Below are 20639 nucleotides of genomic sequence, written 5' to 3'. Positions count from 1 at the left end.
GCGTCATGGCGACGCCGCCTTTCGGCCTTGTCTCGTGCGTTTACTGATCGTCGGCCCTCCTTGGCCGAACCCTTGTTCGAGACGCCGCCCCCGTGACCCTGGTCCTGCCCTCGCTGCGCCCGCCTCCGCCGCCCCGTCCGGGGCTGGCGCGGCGTCTGCGTCGCCTGGCGCTGATGGCGGTCGGTTTCCTCATCATCGTGCTGGGCATATTGATCGCCCCCCTGCCCGGCCCCGGCGGCGTGCCGGTCATCGCCCTGGGCCTCGTCATCGTCCTGCGCAACTCATGGTGGGCCAAGCGGCAATTCATCCGCGCCCAGCGCGCCCGGCCTAAATGGGTCTATCCCTTCCGCCGCCTGATGCGCAAAAAGCCCGAAATCGCCCCTGTCTTCTGGCAGCAGACCCTGCGCGCCGAAAAGATGGTGCTGCGTCGCCGCCGCCGTCCCCTGGCGCGCTTCCGTCGTCGCCTGCGCCGGGCCTGGCGCGCTTTCCGGCGATAAAGGCCAAGCTAAGGCAAACACGGGAATGTGAACGAGGTTCACGCCGCATCCGCGCGGATCGGCGTATGCTCCGCCTTGCGTAGTCTCGAAGTTGAATGCGTTGGGAGGCGCTGTTCACATGATGTCACGCGTAAAAAAGGGAATCATCGCCGGCTTCGTCGCTACGGTCGCGGTTTCCGTGCTTGAAATAGCCAACCTGTTCCTCAATCACATGTTCGATCCCTTTCCGGGGATCATCGCCCAGATGTTCGGCATGCCGGGCAATATGGCGGCCGGTTGGGTGATCCACCTGCTGATGGGCACCTTCGTGCTTGGGTCGCTGTTCGGCGTCGTCTATCCGCGACTGCCCACCGCCACGCCGATCACCAAGGGCATCGTATTCGCCGTCGGCGCCTGGGTGGCGATGATGCTGTTCCTCACCATGGTGGGCGACTATCGGACCTTCACCGGCTCGTCCGGCTTCGGCACCATCGGCTGGCTGCTGGCGCTGCACATGGTCTTCGGCGCCGTCCTGGGCAACGTCTACCATCGCCTGGTCGAGCGCGAGAAACGCGGCGCAGCTCCGATTGGAGCCGCCCCCGCCCACTGACCGTCCTCCGTCCCGACAACAGGATTTCGGACAAGCAAAAAGGCCCCGCCGTCGCCGGCGGGGCCTGATGCTTTTCGGGGCTAAGCCTGTTCGCCGAAGCGATCAGTTCAGCTTGCCGCCAATCTGGGCGATGGCCTGATCGATCAGCGCGTCCGTCTTGGCGCCGGCGATGCGGGCGGCCAGGATCTGGTGCGCGGCCTTGGCGGCCAGGTCGGCGGCCGCAGCCTTGACCTCTTGGGTGGCCTCGGCCTCCGCCTGGGCGATGCGGCGCTCGGCCAGGGCCTGACGGCGGGCGGTCGATTCCTCGATGCGCGCCTTGGCGTCGGCTTCTAGACGCTTAGCGTCCGCTTCGGCTGTGGCCAGCAGGTCGGCGGCCTGGGCTTCAGCCTCGGCCTTCTCCTGACGGATCTGGGCCAACATGGCTTCGGCTTCGGCGCGCAGGCGGGCGGCCTCATCCAGTTCGGATTGGATCTTGGCGGCCTTGCCGTCTAGGGCGCCCGCGACCATGCGCGGAACCTTGGCCAGGACCAGGATGCCGAAGAAGATCAGCAGGCCGACGCCGACCCAGAGTTCGGCGTTGGACAGGTCGTAGAAACTACCGTGCAGGAAGGCGGGCATGGTCAGGCGGCTCCCTTGACGGCGGCGGCGGCTTCATCGGCGCTGGGGGCCTGGCCCGTCAGACGCTCGACGATGGCGCGAGTGGTGTCGGCGGCGATGGCGCCGGCGTGGGCGAGCGCTGCGTCGCGGGTGGCGGCGATGCCGGCTTCGGCCGTGGCGATGCGGGCGGCGACGGCGGCCTCGTCCTCGGCCTGACGGGCCTGGATCTCGGCGGTCACGCGCGCCTTGGCGGCGATCGAAGCGGCGCGAGCGTCGGCGCGGGCCTTTTCGACCTCGGCGCGGGCGGCGTCGGCCTGAGCGGCGGCCTCGGTCTGGACCGAGCGCGCCGTGGCGACGGCCGTGGAAATGGTATCGGCCCGCTCGTCGATCACGCGGCGCAGACGCGGCGCGAAAACCTTGGCGATGAGCAGGTACAGGACGACGAACAGGATCAGCAGGTAAACGACCTGCCCGGCCCAGTGCTGGAACTCGAACTGCGGCAGTCCGCCAGCGTCATGCTCGGCGGCGGCGGCAGCCGCGTTGGCGGGCACGTGCCCGGTTTCGGCCGCGTATTCAACGGCCTGTTCCACCGGCAAGACCGGCGGCGGAGCTGAGGGAGTGGCTGCCATAATGATCCGTCGTGAAAGCAAATGCGGCGGCGCAGCCGCTGATGGGCGCGCCGCCGCAGATCAGGGGTTCGGTATTAGCCGAGCCAGATCAGGATGCCGAGCACGAAGGCCAGGATGCCCAGGGCTTCGGCGAGGGCGGCGCCCACGAACAGGTTGCCGACTTGCGAAGCGGCGGCAGCCGGGTTGCGCAGAGCGCCGGCCAGGAACTGGCCGAAGATGTTGCCGACGGCCAGAGCCGAACCGACCATACCGATGGTGGCGATACCGGCGCCGATGAACTTGGCGGCTTCAGCTTCCATGATGATATTCCTAATTCTTGGAGCGTTTGGAGGGTGGGCTTACTTACTGGTCCGCAGCCTTAGTGGCCATGGCCCAGGTTGACCACATCATTGAGGTAGATGCAGGTCAGAACGGCGAAGACGAACGCCTGGAGGAAGGCCACCAGGAACTCGAAAGCGGTCAGGGCGATCACCATGCCCAGCGACAGGGCGGCGACCGGAAGAGCGAACAGGCCCACGCCGCCGGCGACGGCCAGGGCGCCCAGGGACACCACGAAGCCGGCGAAGATCTTCAGCGCCAGGTGGCCGCCCAGCAGGTTGCCGAACAGACGCAGGGCCAGGGTGAAGGGGCGCAGCAGGAAGGAGAAGAACTCGATCAGGCCGACGACCGGGCGCAGCACCAGCGGCGCGCTGGTCGGCCAGAACAGGCCGAAGAAGCCCAGGCCGTTCTTGGCGATGCCGACGCCGACCACGACCAGGAAGGTCAGCACGCCCAGGGTGGCCGTCACGGCCAGCTGCGAGGTGGCGGTGAAGGTCAGGAACATGCCCAGCAGGTTCATCATCAGGATGAACATGAACAGGGTGAAGACGAAAGGGAAATACTTGCGCGACTCATGGCCGATCGTGGACGCGGCCAGGTTGTCGATCATGCCGAACAAGGTCTCGCCCGCCGCCTGCATCCGGCCCGGCACCACCTTGGCGCCCGAGGTGGCCACGGTCAGGAACAGCACGGCCATACCGAAGGCGATGGTCATCGCCAGGTGCGAATTGGTGAAGGCCAGGCTGACCTCGCCGACCAACGGAAGCGTGACGCTGCCGAAATCCGCCAGAGGCGTAACCTGAAACTGGTGAATCGGATCGGCCACGGGCCTCTCGCTCCTTAGTCTTCTTTTTCGCCGGCCTCGACGTAGGGAACGGCTTCACCCGTCACACCCGCCGCCTTGGCCTGCGCCATCAGCCGGTTGGCTGTGCGGCGCGCCATGTAGATCGCCAGGGCGAAGCCCAGAAGGACTCCCACCAGCAAGCCCCAGGGCGTCGTTCCGAAGAACCGATCCACCCCGAAACCGATAGCCAAACCAACGAAAACACCGCCGAGAAGCTCGGCGATGATCTTATAGGCCTGGCCCGTGACCGCATGCGCGGCGAAATCGGCCGATTGCCCGGCCTGGACCTTCGCCTCCAGTGCGGATGCGCTTTCGTGGAGGCGTTTGATCGCCTCTTCGCGCGATTCCTTCGTCGGGGACATGGGCCTGTTCGCTCAGCGCCCGGCGCAGGGCCGGAACGGGTCTGAATTTCGGCGCGGAACCTATAGGCGAGACGGCCTCAGGTCAAGGCGGCGCGCCTTGGACTTAAGTCCATGACTTTCCGACGCTTCTTGGGGGCGCGACGATCCGTCCCCATCAAGGTTGCGACTCTTCGTCCTCGCTGACGAAATCCTGGGCGAACTCGGGCGCCGCGTCGTCCAGCCCGGTCAGCAGATCCTCGCCTTCGTCGTCGCCTGCACGCGAGGGGTCGGGCACCTCGAAACCGACCGGCATGGACAGATCCAGCAGGCCCGCCGCCTTCATCTCCTGCACGCCCGGCAGGTCATAGAGACTCGCGAGGCTGAAATGCTCAAGGAAGCGGTCGGTCGTGGCGTAAGTCACCGGCCGTCCCGGCGTGCGGCGACGCCCGCGCAGGCGCACGAAGTCCATCTCCAGCAGCAGATCCAGCGTGCCCTTGGACAGGGAGACGCCGCGCACGCTCTCGACTTCGGCGCGGGTGCAGGGCTGGTGGTAGGCGATGATGGCCAGGGTCTCGAGCGCGGCCTTGGACAGGCGGCGCGGCTCCTCGCGCTCCTCGGTCATCAGGAAGCCGAGATCGGGCGCCGTGCGGAACCGCCAGCGCTCGGCCACGCAGTCCAGCTCGACCCCGCGGCCCTGATAGCGTTCCTGAAGCGCGGTCAGCGCCCCGCCGACGTCGGCGCCCTGCGGCAAACGGCGCGCGATCTCGGCCAGCGACAGCGGCGCGGCGGCGGCGAACAGCAGGGCCTCGACCCGGCGTTCGATCTCGAGGTGGCCCGGGGTAAAATCGAGGGTCACGGCGTCAGCTCCAACGGCTGCCCCCGCCCGCGTCGCTTCAGCCACACCGCGTCGAATGGCCGCTCCTGCCGAATATCCATGCCGCCCTCCTTCACCAGCTCCAGACTGGCCGACAGGGTGGAGGCGGTATAGCTGGCCTGGCTGGGGCCTTCCTGCCCCTCCGGCTTCTGGGGCGCCACGCGCTCCAGCGGCGTCCATTCGGCCAGGCGCGGCATGATCTCACGCAGCCAGTCGCGCGCAGCCTCCAGCTGGAAGGCCTCGACCCGCTGGCCGGGGGCGTATTTGCGGCGCTCCTCGCGGCGGCGCTGGGCGACATAGGCGCTCATCAGTTCATAGAGGCTGGCGTCCACCCGGTCAGACGGGATGATGACCGTCGCCTGGGGGTCGCCGCGCGTGAAGACGTCGCGCTTCAGCTGCGGGCGGCGGGTGATGGCCTCCACCGCCGTGCGCATGGCCTCCAGCTTCTGCAGGCGGAAGGCCAGGGCGGCGGCGATCTCTTCGGCCGGCGGCTCCTCCGGCTTGTCCTTTTCGTTGCGCGGGATCAGCAGGCGCGACTTCAGATAGGCCAGCCAGGACGCCATCACCAGATAGTCGGCGGCCAGGGCGAAGTTGCGCCGCCGCGCCTCATGAACGAAGGCCAGATACTGTTCGGCCAGACGGGTGATGGAGAGCTTCAGCAGGTCCACCTTCTGCGTCCGCGCTAGGGCCAGGAGAACGTGCAGAGGGCCTTCATAGCCCTCCAGATCGACGACGAAGGCCTCCTGCGCCTCGACCTGTTCGACGGCGGTGAAGTCGAGATTCGGCTGGAAGGCCTCGCTCATGCGCCCTCCCCGGCGGTCACCCTTGCGCCTCGCCGACGTCCGGCCCCTTGGCGGCGTCGAAGCGGCCGGTCAGGGCCGCCTCCAGCCGCGCGCGGCCCTCGGCGACGTCCAGCGGCTCGGGCATGCGGACAATGCGGTTCAGCGCAGCCTCCGCGCGGCGCTTGGCCTCGCCCTTCAGCTTCTTCGTCGCCTTGGCGACCTCCGCCATCTCCTTCAGGTCGCCGTTGCAGTGGAGCACCACGTCGCAGCCCGCCTTCAGCGATTGTTCGGCGCGCTCGGTCAGCGTGCCCGACAGGGCCTGCATCGACAGATCATCGGACAGGATCAGGCCGGAGAAGCCCAGCCCCTCGCGCATCAGGCGGATGGCCTTCTTCGAGGTGGTGGCCGGGCGTTTGGCGTCGACGGCGGTGAAGACGACGTGGGCCGTCATCGCCATCGGCATGTCCGACAGGGCCTTGAACGGGGCGAAGTCCCAGGCGTCCAGTTCCTCGATCGCCGTCTCGACCACCGGCAGGTCGTGGTGGCTGTCCGAAAAGGCGCGGCCGTGGCCGGGAATGTGCTTGATGATCGGCAAGACGCCGCCGGCCAGCAGCCCCTCGGCGGCGGCGCGGCCCAGCTGGGTCACGGTCGCCGGATCCTGGGCGTAGGCGCGGTCGCCGATGATGTCGTGGGCGCCCGGCACCGGCACGTCCAGCACCGGCACGCAGTCGACGGTAATTCCCAGTTCACGGAGGTCATGGGCGATCAGCCGCGCGCCCAGACGCACCAGCTCGCGCGCCGACGCCGGGTCGTTGGTCGCCCTCAGATAGGCGGCGCCCGGCGGATATTTCGGCCAGTGCGGCGGGCCGAGGCGCTGGACCCGGCCGCCCTCCTGATCGATCAAAACGGGCGCGTCGTCGCGGCCCACGCTGTCGCGCAGTTCGGAGACCAGCGCCTTGACCTGCTCGGGGCTGTCCACATTGCGGCGGAACAGGATGAAGCCCCAGGGCTTGGCCTCGGCGTAGAAGGCGCGTTCCTCCGCCGTCAGCCGGTGGCCGGAACAACCGTAGATGGCGGCGGAGGTCATGCTTGCGCGATCCTTAGCGGACGATGCAGTCGCGGCCCGCAGCCTTCAGCGCATTGCAGAAGGCGACGGCGCGATCACGGCTCATGCCGGTGAAGGTGGTGCGGTAGACGGTCGAGCCGTTAGCGGCGGTGACTTCCTGCACGCGCTTTTCGGCGCCCGAAGCGTACTGGCCGAAGCGGGCGGCGACGGCGGCGTACTCGCGGTCGGCGATGGCGGTCGAGGAGAAGGCGCCGATCTGCACGCCCGACGATCCGCCCGTCGCGGCCGGAGCGGGCGCGGCAGCCGGCGCCGGGGCCTTGGTCGCCGGAGCGGGGGTTGCGGGCGCAGGCGCGGCCGGAGCCTTGGTCGCCGGCGCAGGCGCGGCGGGCGGCAGGGTCGAGGATTCAACCGGCGCGGCCGGGGTCGTCGGCGCGGGACGCGGCAGCACCTCTTCCGGACCGGGGGTGAAGGTCGGCGCGGCGTCGGTCGGGGCGCCGCCGTCGCGATAGACGCGGATGTCCGCTTCCGGGTCGACCGGCTGGGCGTCCAGCGGGGCCTCGACCTTCATGCTCTCGACCGGCGTGCCGACGGCGGGCGGCGCGTCCGTCGAGGAACGCACGCCCGACCGATAGAAGACCACCACCGCCACGATCAGCAGCAGCAGCACGACGGCGCTGATGATCAGGGTGATCGGTGGCGACTTGGCGGCCGGGGCCCGGCGCGGATCATAGCCGCCGCGCGTGAAGGGCAGGTCGTCGTCCGTCGGCGGCGTATAGGCGCCCCGGTCGCGGCCAGCGTTAGGGTTGCCTCGGTGATCGTCGTCGTAGGACATTGGGTCGCGCCTTGATGGTCGTGGGACACGCGCGCGAATCGGCGCGCGTCGGCGCTCAGTCTAACGCGCCGTGAAGCCCTTCTCGAATCACAGATCGAGGGCGAGGTCGAGGCTGAACAGTTTCCTGTGGACCTCGATAGCGTAACGATCTGTCATACCGGCGATGTAGTCGCACACCGCCCGCGCCCGCGCGTCCCGGTCGTCGGTCAGGGCCGAGGCCTGCCATTCCGGCGGCATCACCTCCGGCTCGGCCATGAACAGCTGGAACAGCTGGGCCAGCACCCGGCGCGCCTGACTGCGGGTGCGGTTGACGCGGTAGTGGCGATACATCCGCTCGAACAGGAAACGGCGCAGCACCGCCAGTTCCGCCATCATGCCGCTTGAGAACTGCACCAGGGTCTCGGGCGCGTTGCGGACGTCCTCGACCGTCTCGATGCGGTGCTTGGCCAGACGGGCCTCGGTCTCGGCCAGAACGTCGTCGACCATGACGCCGATCATCCGGCGCACGGCCTCCAGCCGCAGCATCCGCTCGTCGATGTCGGGCCAGTCGGCGCGCGCGCTGGCGATACAGCGTCCGATCAGCGGCACGTCTGCCAGATCCGACAGGCTGAACAGCCCCGCCTGCACCCCGTCGTCCACATCGTGGTTGTTATAGGCGATGTCGTCGGCGATGGCCGCGCACTGGGCCTCCAGCGAGGCGAAGGTGCCCAGACGCAGGTCCCAGTCGGCCGCCCCGCCCGGCGCATAGGCGGCGACCGCCTTCCACGCCGGGTCCGACAGCTGGTGCGCCACCGGACCGTTGTGCTTGACCACGCCCTCGACCGTCTCCCAACTCAGGTTCAGGCCGGGGAAGCCGGGATAGCGGGTCTCCAGCTCGGTCACGACGCGGAAGCTCTGAACGTTGTGGTCGAAGCCGCCGAAGGCCTTCATCTGTTCGTGCAGTTCGTCCTCGCCCGCGTGGCTGAACGGCGGATGGCCCAGGTCGTGGGCCAGCGCGACCGTCTCGGCCAGATCGTCGTCCAGCCGCAGGGCGTGGGCCAGGGAGCGGGCGATCTGCGCCACCTCCAGACTGTGCGTCAGCCGGGTGCGGTAGTGGTCGCCCTCATGAGCCACGAAGACCTGGGTCTTCTCCTTCAAGCGGCGGAAGGCGGTGGCGTGGATGATGCGGTCGCGGTCGCGGGCGAAGGCGGTGCGGGTGCGGCTGGCGGGCTCGAAAACGCGGCGGCCGCGGCTGGCGGCGGGGTTTTCGGCGTAGGGGGCGCGGGTCTGGCTCAAGACGGCGGGACTTCGTGATGGCGACAGGCCTTTGCGAACGCCTGTCAGACCCTCATATAGAGGGCCGTGAGCACCGTCCAATCCACAGAATCAGCCCGCGACCTGTCGCTGTCGGTCGCAACCCGGTCGCCCGAGGGGATCACCCTGGCCGAAAGCGGCGCGCGCCGTCTGGCCCGGCTGTCCGAGGCGGAAGGCAAACCCGTCCTGCTGCGCGTCGCCGTCGACGGCGGCGGCTGCTCGGGCTTCCAGTACCGCTTCGAGCTGGTGGACGGCCCCGAGGCCGACGACCTGGTGGTGCGTCGCGACGGGCAGGCCGTGGTGATCGACCCGGTCTCCATCCCCTTCCTGAAGGATTCCGAGATCGCCTTCGTGGATGAACTGGCAGGCGCCCAGTTCGTGATCCGCAATCCCAACGCCGCCTCCAGCTGCGGCTGCGGCGTCAGCTTCGCGATCTGAGCCGCGATAAAGTCTCGCTTGGCGGCGAGGCGCAACACACCCATCTGTATGGGCATGACGCGCCTGTTCGTCCTAACCCTGTTGCTCTGCGCCGCCCCCTTGTCGGCGCAGGCCCAGACCTGGCCCGGCTGGCCCGGCCCTCCCCCTGCGGGTTACGATCCCCACATCGCCCGTGCTGAGCAGCATACCCAGGCCATGGAGCGTCTGCGCCTTCAGGCCGACCAGCGTGAGGCCGAGGCCGCCCGCATGAGGCTTCAGACCAGTCAGACATTGCAGCGGCTTGAAGCCGCGCGATCGCCGGCCCCAGCGACGCCGCCTGCGACGGCCTATGCGCCGCGCCCGACAACCCTGCCCGCGCCGGCGACCCTGACGCCGCCGCTCGACCAGACCGCGCCCGGCGTGACGGAGATCGACGCCTGGCTGAGCCGTCCGCCGCACTGAACCACAGCGTTACATTTGCATCTCTTCACCTGCGCCCGCGTTTCAGCCTAGCTTCGGAGCAGACGACGAAAGCGGAGAGCTACAGATGCGTTGGCAAGGCGGACGGCGCGGCGGCGGGATCGAAGACCGGCGCGGCATGGGCGGCGGCGCGGTCGCGGGCGGCGGCATCGGCGTGCTGGTGCTGGCGGCCATCGGCTATTTCGTCTTCGGCATCGACCCGAACACCACCCAGCAGTTGGCCAGCCAGTTCGGCGGCGCCGGTCAGGCCGAGCAGCAGGGCCAGATGGGCTCGCCCGAGGATCAGGCCGGCCAGTTCGTCGAGGTCGTCGGCTCCAACATCAACGACGTCTGGCGCACCAAGCTGAAAGGCTACACCGCGCCGACCACCGTCCTGTACGAACAGGGCACCCAGACCGGCTGCGGCTACGGCCAGGCGGCGATGGGGCCGTTCTACTGTCCGGCGGATCAGAAGGTCTATCTGGACCTCAGCTTCTGGCGCGAGATGGAGAGCAAGCTGGGCGCGTCCGGCGCCGACTTCGCCAAGGCCTATGTCATCGCCCATGAGTTCGGCCACCACGTCCAGACCCTGACCGGGGCCAGCCAGCAGGTGCAACAGGCCCAGCGGTCGGCGCGCAGCCAGGCGGAGGGCAACCGCTATTCCGTCGCCCTGGAGCTTCAGGCCGACTGCTACGCCGGGGTCTGGGCCCGCAACGCCGCCGCCGTCTCGAATGGAGAGGTGGCGCTGGAGCCAGGCGATCTGGAGGAGGGCATGAAGACCGCCCAGGCCATCGGCGACGATGCGCTGCAACGCCGCGGCGGCGGGCGCGTCTCGCCGGAAAACTTCACCCACGGCTCCTCGGCCCAGCGGGTCGAATGGCTGCAGCGCGGTTATCAGACCGGCGATCCGGCCGCCTGCGACACCTTCTCCCAGCTCTAGGCCCGGCCGTAGACCTGGGAAGTCAGGCGGCCTTGGTTCGTCTGAGAGGCGAGGGCCGCCCGTAGGCGAACCAGCGCAGCGCCCATTCCAGCGGCCCCATGTTGAAGGCTCGCAGCCAGAGCGCGCTGAAGATCATCTGGACGACCCAGATAGACGCCGCCACGCCCCACAGGCCCCACCAGTCCAGCCTGCCCCACAGGCCCAGACCATAGAACAGCAGGCCCGCGATCGCCGACTGGCCCAGATAGTTGGTCAGGGTCATCCGGCCCAGGCTCCGCAAGGCCCGCCCCACGAAGCCGAGCATGTTCATCTTCCAAAGCGACAGCAGCAGGCCGACATGGCCCAGCGTCATGGCGCAACGCCCCAATTCATAGCTGGTCTGCGCCGCCCAGGATTCGGACGAGAACTGGCTGTTCCACAGCATGACGGCCTGTCCGCCGTTGACCGCCAGCCCGAGGGCGTAACCGCCGCCCGCCAGGGCCAGGTAGAAGCCCAGCGACCGCGCCCCGCCCAGAACGCCCAGCTTGAACAACGCCATGCCCAGCAGCATGAAGGCGACCGATTCAATCACCAGGGTGATGGTGTAGCTGGAGGCGGCGTAGTCCAGCCAGGTCCGCACGCTCCACTTCAGCAGGCCCAGGGCGTTTCCCGTGCGTACGGCGGTTTCCTCGACGGCGGTCTCCGGCGACAGGCTCTGCGCCTCCTGAGCGCGGACGTAGGCTTTCAAGGCTTCGGCGTCGGCGGGCGAAAGGGCCGCGCCCGTCTCCGCCTGGCTGGCCAGATCCGCCCCCTGTCGCGCCTCCATCGCCTGATAGGCCCCGACCACCGTCGACTCGGCCGTCAGCAGCAGAAGCAGGGCCGCCGACAGGGCGATCAGCGTGCGCGGCCGCGCGGTGCGGAACACGAACAGCAGGAATCCCGACAGGCCGTAGACATAGAGGATGTCCCCCGGAAACAGCAGGATGGTGGCGTTGAACACGCCCAGAGCCAGAAGCGCCATGCAGCGTCGGAAATAGACGTCAGCCGCCTGGATCGTGCCACGTCCGTCTTCTCCGCGCAGGGTGATCAGCAACATCCCCGCCCCGAACAGCAGGGTGAACAGGCCCCGCATCGAGCCCTGCACGAACAGGTGCTGGATGATCCACGCCGACCAGTCGGGATTGGCCAGGGTCGGCGGCAACTCCGGATGATACTGCCCCCAGAGTCCGCCCATCATCATGATGTTGACCAACAGGATGCCGCACAGGGCGAACCCGCGCAGGAGATCCAGGCTCTCCAGACGTTGATTGGGCGACACTGATGTCATGCGAGGCGGCAGGGCGGTCATACGGGCCGCTTATCCCCCTTCAGACCGCGGATGAAACGGATTTTTCAGATGGAAACCTATCAAAACTAAACAATGGTCACATCCATCAACGGCGCGAGGTGCAGCCGTCCGTCGCCCAAGTTCAAAATAACGTTCCGCCCCGCGAAAGCCTCCATGCCCAGCAGGGCCTCGGGGTAGTTGGGCAGCGCCCGGCCGGTATAGACGGCGGTCGCCACATTGCGCCACGCCTCGCCGCCCAGCGCCACGCTTTGCGCCCGGACCATCCGCGTCCTGGCCACCCCGCCCAGGACGATGCTGGACCCCGACTGCTCGGGCCGTCCGTCCAGCAGACCCGCGGTGCGCGCCGCCTCGTCGCTGAGCGCCAGAAGCGAAGACGAGCCGGTGTCCACCACCGCCCTGACCGGCGCGCCCTCGACCACGACCTCGGCGATCAGAGCCGTGCCCGAGCGCCGAACGGGCAAGGGCCGATAGGCGGGCGCCAGCGCCGTCCGGGCCTCGTCGAGCAGCCGCAACCGCCGTCGACGCAGGTCCATCTCCAGCGCCGCCTCCATCAGCAGATCCTGGCCCAGGATCAGCGGCGCGCCCAATCCCTCGTCGCCCCCCAACGGTCCCAGGTCCAGTATGCCCGCGCGTAGACGCCCCACGCGCGCCGTCCCTACCGCCAGATCCAGCGTCACGCCTCGCCCCATCTGGGGGCGCCCGTCCACGCCATAGGCGATCAGCGGCATGTCGAAGAGGTCGTCCAGCCCCAGCTCCGCCACCAGCCGTCGATCGATCACCGAATACTGCGCCCCGCTGTCGATCAGGGCGGTCAACTCCCGCCCCGCCAGCCGCACCCGCACCGTCGGCAACAGGGTCCGTGGCGCGACGAAACCCAACCAGCCGCTCGTCCCGTCTGCGCCGAAGGTCACGCTGGGTCGCCGCCACAGCACATGATCTTTCAGCCACAGCCCGCCGCCGACGGCGGCGGCGACGGCCCCGGCGCGAATGAGAAGGGTACGGCGGTTCATTCGCCTGACATGAACCGGGCGGCCGCGCGACGCCAGCCCCTTTTCCGGCGCCGCGTGATCAAGGCGCACGCCCGTCGTCGACTGAGCCAGGTTGTTGCGTCACCGCACGAAAATTCCTTTCGCATGCGCAAAATAATCATGACGAAGCGCTGGATCGCGGATAGAAACGACCCCGATATGACGACCTCCCCTGATCGCTACATCTCGACGCGCGGCGACGCCGCTCCCACCCGCTTCAGCGACGCCCTGTTGCGCGGCATCGCGCCGGACGGCGGCCTCTACATGCCGCAGGCCTGGCCCTCCCTGCCCGCCGACGCGACACGTCCCGGCCGCGGCTACGCCGAGATCGCCAAGGCGGCGATGGCGCCCTTCATCGGCGACGCCCTGCCTGCGGGCGCGCTGGACCGCGCTCTGGAACGCCTGACCAAGGGCTTCGACCATCCGCTGGTGACGCCCCTGGTCGAGCTGAAGCCGGGCCTGTTCGTACTGGAGCTGTTCCACGGCCCCACGGCGGCGTTCAAGGATCTGGCGATGCAGCTGGTGGCCGCCCTGTCGGACGAGGCCCTGGCCGCGACGGGCGAGACCCTGACCCTTCTGACCGCCACCAGCGGCGACACCGGCGCCGCCGCCGTGCGCGCCTTCGCGGGCGCTGAGCGCATCAAGCTGATCGTCCTGCACCCGCTGGACCGCGTCTCACCGGTGCAGCGCAAGCAGATGACGACGGTCCAGGCCGACAACGTCCTGAACCTGGCCGTGCGCGGCGACTTCGACGACTGCCAGCGTCTGGTGAAGGGACTGCTGGCCGAGGAATCCTTGCGCGAACAGGGCCGCCTGTCCTCGGTCAACTCGATCAACTGGGGCCGTCTGGCGGGCCAGATTCCCTATTACGTCTCGGCCACCGCCCAGCTGGGCCAGGCCGCGACCTTCGTGGTGCCGACCGGCAATTTCGGCGACGCCTTCGCCGGGATCGCCGCCAGGAAGATGGGCCTGCCCGCCGCCGGTTTCGTCGCCGCCGTCAACCAGAACGACGCCCTGGCCCGCGCCATCAACGACGGCGTCTACGCCCGCCGCCCGGCGGTCGAGAGCGGCAGCGTCTCGATGGACGTGCAGGCGCCGTCCAATTTTGAACGGCTGGTCTATGAAGCCTCCGGCCGCGACGCCGAGACGACCCGCGCCGTATTCGAGACCTTCGCTCGTGAAGGCGCCGTCACCCTGCCCGCCGACCTGCTGGCCGCCCTGCGCGCCGAAGTGTCGGCCGTCTCGGTCGACGAAGCGACGACCAAGGCCGAGATCGCCCACGCCCACGCCGCCTGGGGCCGCGTCGTCTGCCCGCACACGGCGGTCGCCCTGGCCGCCGCACGCCGCCTGGACCGCAACGGCGCGCCGATCGTCGCCCTGTCCACCGCCCACCCGTCCAAGTTCGGCGCCTTCGTCTCGAACGTCATCGGCGTCGAGCCGGAACCGGCCCCCGTCATCCGCGCCCTCGGCGACCGGCCGGAGCGCCTGACGGTGATCGAGAACACGCCCGAAGCGGCCCTGGCGGCGGTGAAGGGGTTTGTGAAGACGGGCTGATCCCCGCCCTCTACCGTTAAAGTCAACGATCGCCGGTCGAGCGCGTGATCGCGGCCCTCATGCCCTCGGCGTGCAAGGCGCCGGACGGGGCGATCTTATCATTAGGCGTGTCCGCCGGGCCTGTGTTGGTCGTGCGGTTTTCCGGAATGCCGTCGTGCATTTTCTCGGCCTTGCGCGCGACGGCGGCTTTCAGGTTACGGGTCGCCGTCGTCGATGCACGACGGCGCTTCTGCTCCGCGACCGCGCGTTCGATCCCCTCGGAAAGCTGCGCCTTCTTCTCTCGAGCGCCGGTGTCGATGTTGACCTGACCCTCGCGATTGGCCTGACGGGTGCGGGTGCGTATCAGGCGCTGGGCGCGGTCGCGCCGCTCACGCAGTCGTCGTAACAGATCGGTCAACTGCGCATCAGTCAGTTGCGCCGCCGCACGGCTCATTTCGACCCATCCCGCCTCATTGCGATCCAGGGCGCGATTTGTGTCGGCTGCGGTCATGCTCGTCCTCCATCCTGAGATATGAAGGAAGCGCACAAATCGACATGGCTGTTCCTGCTTGCGACGCCGTGTCCCGGTCGCAGAATTCTGCGCCGAAGACCCTGCCTAGTAGACCCTAGGCCGGCTCCGCCGCCTTCCAGTAGTCCAGCCGCCGGAAGAAGGGCGCCGGATTCTTGGGCGTGACCAGGTTGGAAGGGTCGTGGAACAGGCGGTCGTGCAGGCGCGTCAGGGTGAAGCGCACCGCCGCCGCCGCGCCGAGTTCCGGCAGGGCCTGGCGCTCGGCGTCCGACAGGGGGCGCACCGACTCATAGCCCTTCTGGAAGGCGCGCAGGGCCGAGGGCATGGGCCGCCCCTCGGCGTCGAACCCCCAGGCGCTCAGCGCGATGGCGAGGTCATAGGCCAGCACGTCGACGCAGGCGAAATAGAAGTCGATCACCCCGCCCACATCCGTCGCCCCATGCTCGTTGGTCGCGAACAGGACGTTGTCGGGAAAGTAGTCGGCGTGGATCGGCCCGCGCGGCAGCGAAGGGTCGCTCCACGGCCGGGCCAGATCGGGCAGCAGGCGCTGCATCTGCTCCAGCATCCGGCGGTCCTCGCCTCTGGCCACCGTATCGCAGCGCGCGGCCAGGTCCGCCCAGGCGCGCGGCCCGACCGGGTTCTCGCGCACGCCGTCATAGTCGGCCGCGTCCAGATGCAGCAGGGCCAGCACCTGACCGGCGCGATACTGATCCTTGTCCGTCGGCTGGCGCTTCCAGGCGCCGGGCGTCCATTCGACGATGGCGGCCGCGCGATCGTTCAGACGGCCGATCACCTGGCCTCGATGATCCGCGACGGGCGCGGGCGTCGGAAAGCCCTGCGTCGCCAACCGCCCGGTCAGGCCCAGGCAGAACGGCAGGGCCGAGGCCTCGGTCCGCCCCTCGAACAGGGTCAGGACATAGGCGCCCTTCTCCGTCACCAGACGATAGTTGGTGTTCTCGACCCCCTCGGCGATCGGGGTCAGTTCGACCAGCCCGCCGAGAGGGTAGCGCATGAGATAGTCGTCGGCCTGTTGCGGCGTGACGGGCGTGAAGACGGCCATGACTAGACAAGCTCCGCAGCGGCGCGGCGGGCGCGCATGACATCGGCCACATCGGCCAGGACGCTCTCGGTCGTGGCCCAGCGCCCGGCGCCGCGCCCCTTGCACGTCCACACCCGGCCGTCCTGACCATAGACCTTCAAGGCGTTGCGCTCTCCGTTCAGCGACAGGAAGAGCGCGTCTTCCAGTTCGCCGTCAAGACGCACATAGGGGTCCAGTTCGCCGTCGCGCTCGAAACAGGCGCCGATCTGACGCACCGGGCGGTCGCCCAGCACCGTCTCCGCCGCCAGCACGTCGCGCGGCAGATCGTCGGGCGAGCGGCCGAACGCCTCGAACGACAGCAGCTTGACCTTGGCCGCGGCGTCGAAGCCTTCCAGATCGGACGAGGGATCTTCTTCGGCGAAGCCGGCGGCGCGCGCGTCGGCCAGGGCGTCCGAGAAGGTCGCCCCCTCGCCCAGACGTTGCAGCATGAAGTTGACCGTGCCGTTCAGCACCGCCTCGAAACCGGCCACCGGACCGGCAGCGCGGGCGGCGCGCAGCGTCTCAATCATCGGCGAGCCGCCGCCGACCGAGGCCGACCAGGCGACGCGACAGCCGTTGGCGTCGGCCAGGGCCTGAAGCCCCTTGGGATCACGGGCGACCGCCTGTTTGTTAGCGCTGACCACGTCGCAGCCCGCCTCCAGCGCACGGCGGATCAGGGCGTGGCCCGCCTCGCCCTCGGACAGGGCCTCCAGCACCAGATCCGGCTTCTTGGCCAGCAGGGCTTCGACGTCATTGGTGAACAGTTCGGCGGGCGCCGAGACGTCGCGCTTTTTCAACGGGTTGCGCACCAGGACGCCGACCACTTCAAAGCGGTCGTCCGGCAGCAGGCGGCTGAGCAGGCCGCCGCCCACGACCCCGCAGCCGGCCACGGCGACCTTCAACGGCGCCGCCGCCTGCACTGGGCCCGGAGGCGCCCCGCGTTCGCCGACGATCGTGCCCTCGGCGCGGCCCAGGGCGGCGACCTCGATATCGACGCCGCGCGCCTCGGCCAGGTCGATCGCATCGTGCTGGACCAGGGCGCCGCCGACCTGACGCGCCGTGTCCCAGCTGGCCCGGCGATAGCGCAGCGGCGTGCCCGTTTCCGAGGCCGGATCGCGGTCGTAGAGGCCGTCGACGTCCTTCACCAGACGCACCCGCTTCAGGCCCAGTTCAGCGGCCAGAACCACCGCCGTCAGGTCCGATCCGCCGCGGCCCAGCAGGGCCACCCGGCCGTTCGAACGCACCGCGCCGAAGCCCGGAACCACCACCACCTCATGCTCGGCCAGGGCCTGATGCAGACGCTCGCCCTTCAGCGACACGGGACGGGCGTGCTGGGCCGGGCCTTCGGCGACGATGCCCAGTTCGCGCACCGACAGGCCGACGGCGTCCAGTCCCACCCGATCGCAGGCGACGGCGACCAGGGCGGCGGCTTTTTCCTCGCCCAGCACGACATAGGCGGGCAACAACTCGTTCTCGTGATCCAGACCCAGGCTGCGGGCGTCGGCCAGCAGCTGATCCGTCTGTCCGGCCAGGGCCGAGACCACCGCCACAACCTTACGGCCGGCGCGGACGTGGCCGTAGATTTCGCTGGCGACCGCAGGGGCCTGGGACGCGTCGCGCAGGACCGAGGAGCCGAACTTCAGCACCACCACTTCGGCGGCGGAAGCGAGGGCTTCGACCGGTTTCGACTGATCGGCGACGAGGGCGAGAGAGGCGGGCATGGGCGGTTTCCTGAAGGCTGGGTCTGGGAGGATTTCGGGAGGGGTGGGGGGTGATCGAGGTGGGTTCGGGCCAATAAAAAACCCGCCCGGAGGTCCGGGCGGGTGATCGGTTTTTGCGTTTTCTCGCCTAGACGGCGCGCATCATCCGGTCCCCGCCCGCAAGGGCATGGTGGTGGTACCGGTGGTCGTAATCATGGACGCGAAGAGGCCCGTCGCCGAGGCGGCGATCGCGGTCGTCTTCATGTTGGCGAGGCGGTAAGGCACAGGCGGCGTCCGGTTGAAAATCGTGCCTTAGGGTGAGCCAGGGCGCCGCGCCGCGTCAACCCCGTCTCGAAAGAATTTTTCACAACACCGCCACCAGGCGCCGTTTTCGCCACCGACATGTGCCACCAGCGACGAAATGGGGTGAAATTTTTCGCTTGACCGGCGCTCTTCGCAACCGCACCGTAAGCTCACTCATCAAGACCGGCTGAGGGATTAGGCCCTTTGACGCCGGGGCAACCATCGGGTTCCGCCCGAAACGGTGCCAACTCCTGCGGGGTTCTTCGGGCTTGCCTGAAAGGACCGCGAGAGATGGGTGGAGCGTCGATAAGGCGACGCGCCACAGGTCTGTCACGCATGGGTTTCGCCGGTGAGCCGAACCTTTGAGTGATGCGATGACCCTGGCCCTGATTTCCACCGAAACCTCCGAAGAGCCTTCCTGTAAGGCCTCCGCCGCTGCGCCTGCGCCCAAGGGCGGCGCCCAGATCGGCGTGAAGGCCGCGCGCCGTCCGTCGGAGCTGCTTCAGCGCGACGGCGCCCATGACGTCGCGGTTGCGATCCCCGACGACTTCGAACTGGATTTCGGCGGAACCCTGACCCAGAAGCGGGTCATCGGGCGCCTGCACGGCAAGGCCAACGCCCCGCTGATCGTGGTCGCGGGCGGCATTTCCGCCGACCGCTACGTCCACCGCACCGAGACCAAGGGGCTGGGCTGGTGGTCCGGCGCCGTGGGCGTGCGCGCGCCGATCGACCTGACCCGTTTCCGCGTTCTGGCCTTTGATTTCGCTCCAGAATTCGGCGAAGGCGTCAAGGACGCCAAGACCCCTCTGACCATCACTACCCAGGATCAGGCGCGGCTGCTGGCCCTGCTGCTGGACCATCTGGGCGTCGAGAAGGTCGCCGCCTTCATCGGCTGTTCCTACGGCGGCATGATCGCCCTGGCCTTCGGCGAGCTGTTTCCCGACTGGGCCGAGCAGCTGGTGGTGGTGTCCGCCGCCCACCGCCCGCACCCGCTGGCCACGGCCTGGCGCGGCATCCAGCGCCGCATCCTGCAACTGGGTCTTGAGACCGGCCGCATCGATCAGGCCGTCGGCCTGGCGCGCGAACTGGCCATGACCACCTACCGCACCCAGGAAGAATTCGGCGACCGCTTCGATTCCGAAGCCCCCAGCCATGCGGGCCAGGCCTATCCGGTGTGCGACTATCTGCAGGCGCGCGGCCGGGCCTATCGCGACCGCACCACCCCCTCGCGCTGGCTCAGCCTGTCGGACTCCATCGACCGCCACCGTGTCGAGCCCGAGGCCATCACCGCCCCCGTCACCCTGATCGGCTTCACCACCGACCGCCTGTTCCCGATCGAGGACATGAGGGAGCTGGCCGACCGCCTGCCCAACCTCTGGCGCTTTGAACAACACGCCTCCGTCTACGGCCACGACGCCTTCCTGAAGGAAGACAAGTTGGTCGCCGACATCCTGACCTCCGTACTGAAGGACATCGACCAATGAGCCGCGCCCGTCCCGCCGATCCCCGCACCATCGCCGCCCGCTCGGGCGTCGATACGGACACGGCTCACGGCGCGGTCATGCCGGCGCTGTATCTGTCGTCCAACTATTCCTTCGCCGCCTTCGGCCAGCCGCGCAAATACGACTATTCGCGCTCGGGCAATCCGACCCGCGACGTGCTGGCCGAGACCCTGGCCGAGTTGGAAGGCGGCGCGGGCGCCGTCATCACCGCCACCGGCATGGCGGCGGTCGACCTGCCCCTGTCCTTGCTGGAACCGGACGACCTGCTGATCGCCCCGCATGACTGTTACGGCGGCACCCACCGCCTGCTGACCGCCCGCGCCAAAAAAGGCCACTTCCGCGTCGCCTTCGTCGACCAGAACGACGGCGCCGCCCTGGACGCCGCCCTGGCCGACGGGTGCAAGCTGGTGCTGGTCGAGACGCCGTCCAACCCTCTGCTGCGCGTCACCGACATCGCCGATGTCTGTCGCCGCGCCCATGCCGCGGGGGCCAAGGTGGCGTGCGACAACACCTTCCTGTCGCCCGCCCTGCAACGGCCGCTGGAGCTGGGCGCCGACATCGTGGTCCACTCGACCACCAAATACATCAACGGCCATTCCGACGTGGTCGGCGGCGCCGTGGTCGCAGCCGATCCGGCCGATCATGAAAAGCTGGCCTGGTGGGCCAACTGCCTGGGCGTCACCGGCTCGCCGTTCGACGCCTATCAGACCCTGCGCGGCCTGCGGACCCTGTTCACCCGCATCGAGCGCCAGCAGGCGACGGCCGGCCTGGTCGCGGCGGTGCTGGAGCTGCACCCGGCGGTCAAGGCCGTCCACTATCCGGGCCTGACCAGCCATCCTGGCCACGACCTGGCGGCGCGGCAACAGTCGGGGCCGGGCGCCATGCTCAGCTTCGAACTGAACGGCGGGACCGAGGCGGTGCGCCAGGTGATCGAACGGCTGGAGGTCTTCACCCTGGCCGAATCCCTGGGCGGGGTCGAAAGCCTGGTCGCCCACCCGGCCACCATGACCCACGCCGCCATGACGCCCGAGGCCCGCGTGACGGCCGGCATCACCGACGGCCTGCTGCGCCTGTCGGTCGGGCTGGAGCATCAGGACGACATCCTGGCCGACCTGACCCAGGCCCTGGACGCGGTGACGCTGAAGGCGGCCGCGTAAGCGC

The 20639-nt window shown here is 68.9% G+C and carries 23 protein-coding genes and 1 riboswitch; of the genes, 8 read left to right on the top strand and 15 right to left on the bottom strand.

Going from position 1 to position 20639, the window contains the following annotated elements; genetic code table 11:
- Positions 1–92: 92 nt before the first annotated feature.
- Together ACU5AP_RS08940 and ACU5AP_RS08935 are read left to right on the top strand one after the other, a co-directional pair.
- Positions 93–497 carry a PGPGW domain-containing protein gene (locus ACU5AP_RS08940; protein WP_052747942.1) on the top strand — a complete coding sequence of 135 codons (405 nt, stop codon included), beginning with the start codon at positions 93–95 and terminating at the stop codon, positions 495–497.
- A gap of 118 nt (positions 498–615) precedes the next feature.
- Complete coding sequence (locus ACU5AP_RS08935; protein ID WP_128719558.1) at positions 616–1086, top strand: DUF6789 family protein; 471 nt, start codon at positions 616–618, stop codon at positions 1084–1086.
- A gap of 102 nt (positions 1087–1188) precedes the next feature.
- On the opposite strand, the gene ACU5AP_RS08930 is transcribed toward ACU5AP_RS08935, so the two are convergent.
- The 10 genes from ACU5AP_RS08930 to ACU5AP_RS08885 form a co-directional block, all read right to left on the bottom strand.
- Positions 1189–1704: a F0F1 ATP synthase subunit B gene (locus ACU5AP_RS08930; protein ID WP_087140837.1), complete on the bottom strand. Its 516-nt coding sequence runs from the start codon at positions 1702–1704 to the stop codon at positions 1189–1191.
- A 2-nt stretch (positions 1705–1706) separates the two neighbouring features.
- On the bottom strand, positions 1707–2312 hold the full coding sequence (locus ACU5AP_RS08925) for a F0F1 ATP synthase subunit B family protein (RefSeq protein ID WP_083673914.1): 606 nt from the start codon (positions 2310–2312) through the stop codon (positions 1707–1709).
- Positions 2313–2386: 74 nt separating this feature from the next.
- Positions 2387–2611 (bottom strand): F0F1 ATP synthase subunit C, encoded by a 225-nt coding sequence (locus ACU5AP_RS08920; protein WP_046651755.1) that lies wholly within the window; start codon positions 2609–2611, stop codon positions 2387–2389.
- Positions 2612–2670: 59 nt separating this feature from the next.
- The gene (locus ACU5AP_RS08915; protein ID WP_046651757.1) at positions 2671–3456 is read right to left on the bottom strand and encodes a F0F1 ATP synthase subunit A; all 786 of its coding nucleotides are present in this window, start codon (positions 3454–3456) and stop codon (positions 2671–2673) included.
- 14 nt (positions 3457–3470) lie between these two features.
- Positions 3471–3836 (bottom strand): AtpZ/AtpI family protein, encoded by a 366-nt coding sequence (locus ACU5AP_RS08910; RefSeq protein WP_046651759.1) that lies wholly within the window; start codon positions 3834–3836, stop codon positions 3471–3473.
- 154 nt (positions 3837–3990) lie between these two features.
- Positions 3991–4671, bottom strand: a complete 681-nt coding sequence (gene scpB, locus ACU5AP_RS08905; protein ID WP_446681101.1) for an SMC-Scp complex subunit ScpB — start codon at positions 4669–4671, stop codon at positions 3991–3993.
- Positions 4668–5492 (bottom strand): segregation and condensation protein A, encoded by an 825-nt coding sequence (locus tag ACU5AP_RS08900; RefSeq protein ID WP_446681100.1) that lies wholly within the window; start codon positions 5490–5492, stop codon positions 4668–4670. The genes scpB and ACU5AP_RS08900 overlap by 4 nt, the downstream gene beginning before the upstream one ends.
- A 16-nt stretch (positions 5493–5508) precedes the next feature.
- A complete protein-coding gene (nagZ, locus tag ACU5AP_RS08895; protein WP_446681099.1) occupies positions 5509–6558 on the bottom strand; it encodes a beta-N-acetylhexosaminidase in 1050 nt (349 codons plus the stop codon).
- Between the two features lie 13 nt (positions 6559–6571).
- The gene (locus ACU5AP_RS08890; protein ID WP_128719555.1) at positions 6572–7369 is read right to left on the bottom strand and encodes an SPOR domain-containing protein; all 798 of its coding nucleotides are present in this window, start codon (positions 7367–7369) and stop codon (positions 6572–6574) included.
- An 87-nt stretch (positions 7370–7456) separates the two neighbouring features.
- Positions 7457–8644 carry a deoxyguanosinetriphosphate triphosphohydrolase gene (locus ACU5AP_RS08885; RefSeq protein WP_128719554.1) on the bottom strand — a complete coding sequence of 396 codons (1188 nt, stop codon included), beginning with the start codon at positions 8642–8644 and terminating at the stop codon, positions 7457–7459.
- 108 nt (positions 8645–8752) lie between these two features.
- Here ACU5AP_RS08885 and ACU5AP_RS08880 point away from each other — a divergent pair, with 108 nt between their 5' ends.
- From ACU5AP_RS08880 to ypfJ, 3 genes are all read left to right on the top strand, one after another.
- Positions 8753–9100, top strand: a complete 348-nt coding sequence (locus ACU5AP_RS08880) for a HesB/IscA family protein (RefSeq protein ID WP_164918055.1) — start codon at positions 8753–8755, stop codon at positions 9098–9100.
- A gap of 54 nt (positions 9101–9154) precedes the next feature.
- Complete coding sequence (locus ACU5AP_RS08875) at positions 9155–9541, top strand: hypothetical protein (RefSeq protein ID WP_223850954.1); 387 nt, start codon at positions 9155–9157, stop codon at positions 9539–9541.
- Between the two features lie 85 nt (positions 9542–9626).
- Positions 9627–10478: a KPN_02809 family neutral zinc metallopeptidase gene (gene ypfJ / locus ACU5AP_RS08870; protein ID WP_128719551.1), complete on the top strand. Its 852-nt coding sequence runs from the start codon at positions 9627–9629 to the stop codon at positions 10476–10478.
- A 22-nt stretch (positions 10479–10500) separates the two neighbouring features.
- Here the strand turns inward: ypfJ and ACU5AP_RS08865 are convergent, their stop codons facing one another.
- Both ACU5AP_RS08865 and ACU5AP_RS08860 read right to left on the bottom strand, forming a co-directional pair.
- The gene (locus tag ACU5AP_RS08865) at positions 10501–11805 is read right to left on the bottom strand and encodes a DUF418 domain-containing protein (RefSeq protein WP_446681098.1); all 1305 of its coding nucleotides are present in this window, start codon (positions 11803–11805) and stop codon (positions 10501–10503) included.
- Between the two features lie 65 nt (positions 11806–11870).
- Positions 11871–12815 (bottom strand): aspartyl protease family protein, encoded by a 945-nt coding sequence (locus ACU5AP_RS08860; protein ID WP_164917996.1) that lies wholly within the window; start codon positions 12813–12815, stop codon positions 11871–11873.
- Between the two features lie 177 nt (positions 12816–12992).
- Between ACU5AP_RS08860 and thrC the strand changes: the two genes are divergently transcribed.
- Positions 12993–14387 carry a threonine synthase gene (gene thrC, locus ACU5AP_RS08855; protein WP_128719549.1) on the top strand — a complete coding sequence of 465 codons (1395 nt, stop codon included), beginning with the start codon at positions 12993–12995 and terminating at the stop codon, positions 14385–14387.
- Between the two features lie 22 nt (positions 14388–14409).
- Here thrC and ACU5AP_RS08850 read toward each other — a convergent pair whose 3' ends face one another.
- The 3 genes from ACU5AP_RS08850 to ACU5AP_RS08840 form a co-directional block, all read right to left on the bottom strand.
- Positions 14410–14877 carry a hypothetical protein gene (locus tag ACU5AP_RS08850; protein WP_003163752.1) on the bottom strand — a complete coding sequence of 156 codons (468 nt, stop codon included), beginning with the start codon at positions 14875–14877 and terminating at the stop codon, positions 14410–14412.
- A 115-nt stretch (positions 14878–14992) separates the two neighbouring features.
- Positions 14993–15955 carry a homoserine kinase gene (locus ACU5AP_RS08845; RefSeq protein ID WP_128719547.1) on the bottom strand — a complete coding sequence of 321 codons (963 nt, stop codon included), beginning with the start codon at positions 15953–15955 and terminating at the stop codon, positions 14993–14995.
- 2 nt (positions 15956–15957) lie between these two features.
- Positions 15958–17694 carry an amino acid kinase family protein gene (locus ACU5AP_RS08840; protein ID WP_128719546.1) on the bottom strand — a complete coding sequence of 579 codons (1737 nt, stop codon included), beginning with the start codon at positions 17692–17694 and terminating at the stop codon, positions 15958–15960.
- 453 nt (positions 17695–18147) lie between these two features.
- Positions 18148–18274, top strand: a riboswitch (SAM riboswitch).
- A gap of 76 nt (positions 18275–18350) precedes the next feature.
- Here ACU5AP_RS08840 and metX point away from each other — a divergent pair.
- Both metX and metB read left to right on the top strand, forming a co-directional pair.
- Complete coding sequence (metX, locus tag ACU5AP_RS08835) at positions 18351–19460, top strand: homoserine O-succinyltransferase MetX (protein WP_446681097.1); 1110 nt, start codon at positions 18351–18353, stop codon at positions 19458–19460.
- Complete coding sequence (gene metB, locus ACU5AP_RS08830; RefSeq protein WP_128719544.1) at positions 19457–20635, top strand: cystathionine gamma-synthase; 1179 nt, start codon at positions 19457–19459, stop codon at positions 20633–20635. Before metX ends, metB begins: the two co-directional genes overlap by 4 nt.
- The last annotated feature ends 4 nt before the right edge of the window (positions 20636–20639 follow it).

The organism is Brevundimonas sp. RM1, assembly GCF_052907225.1.
The sequence above is the reverse complement of the archived record's forward strand: the minus strand, read 5'-3'. Positions and strand labels throughout refer to the sequence as shown.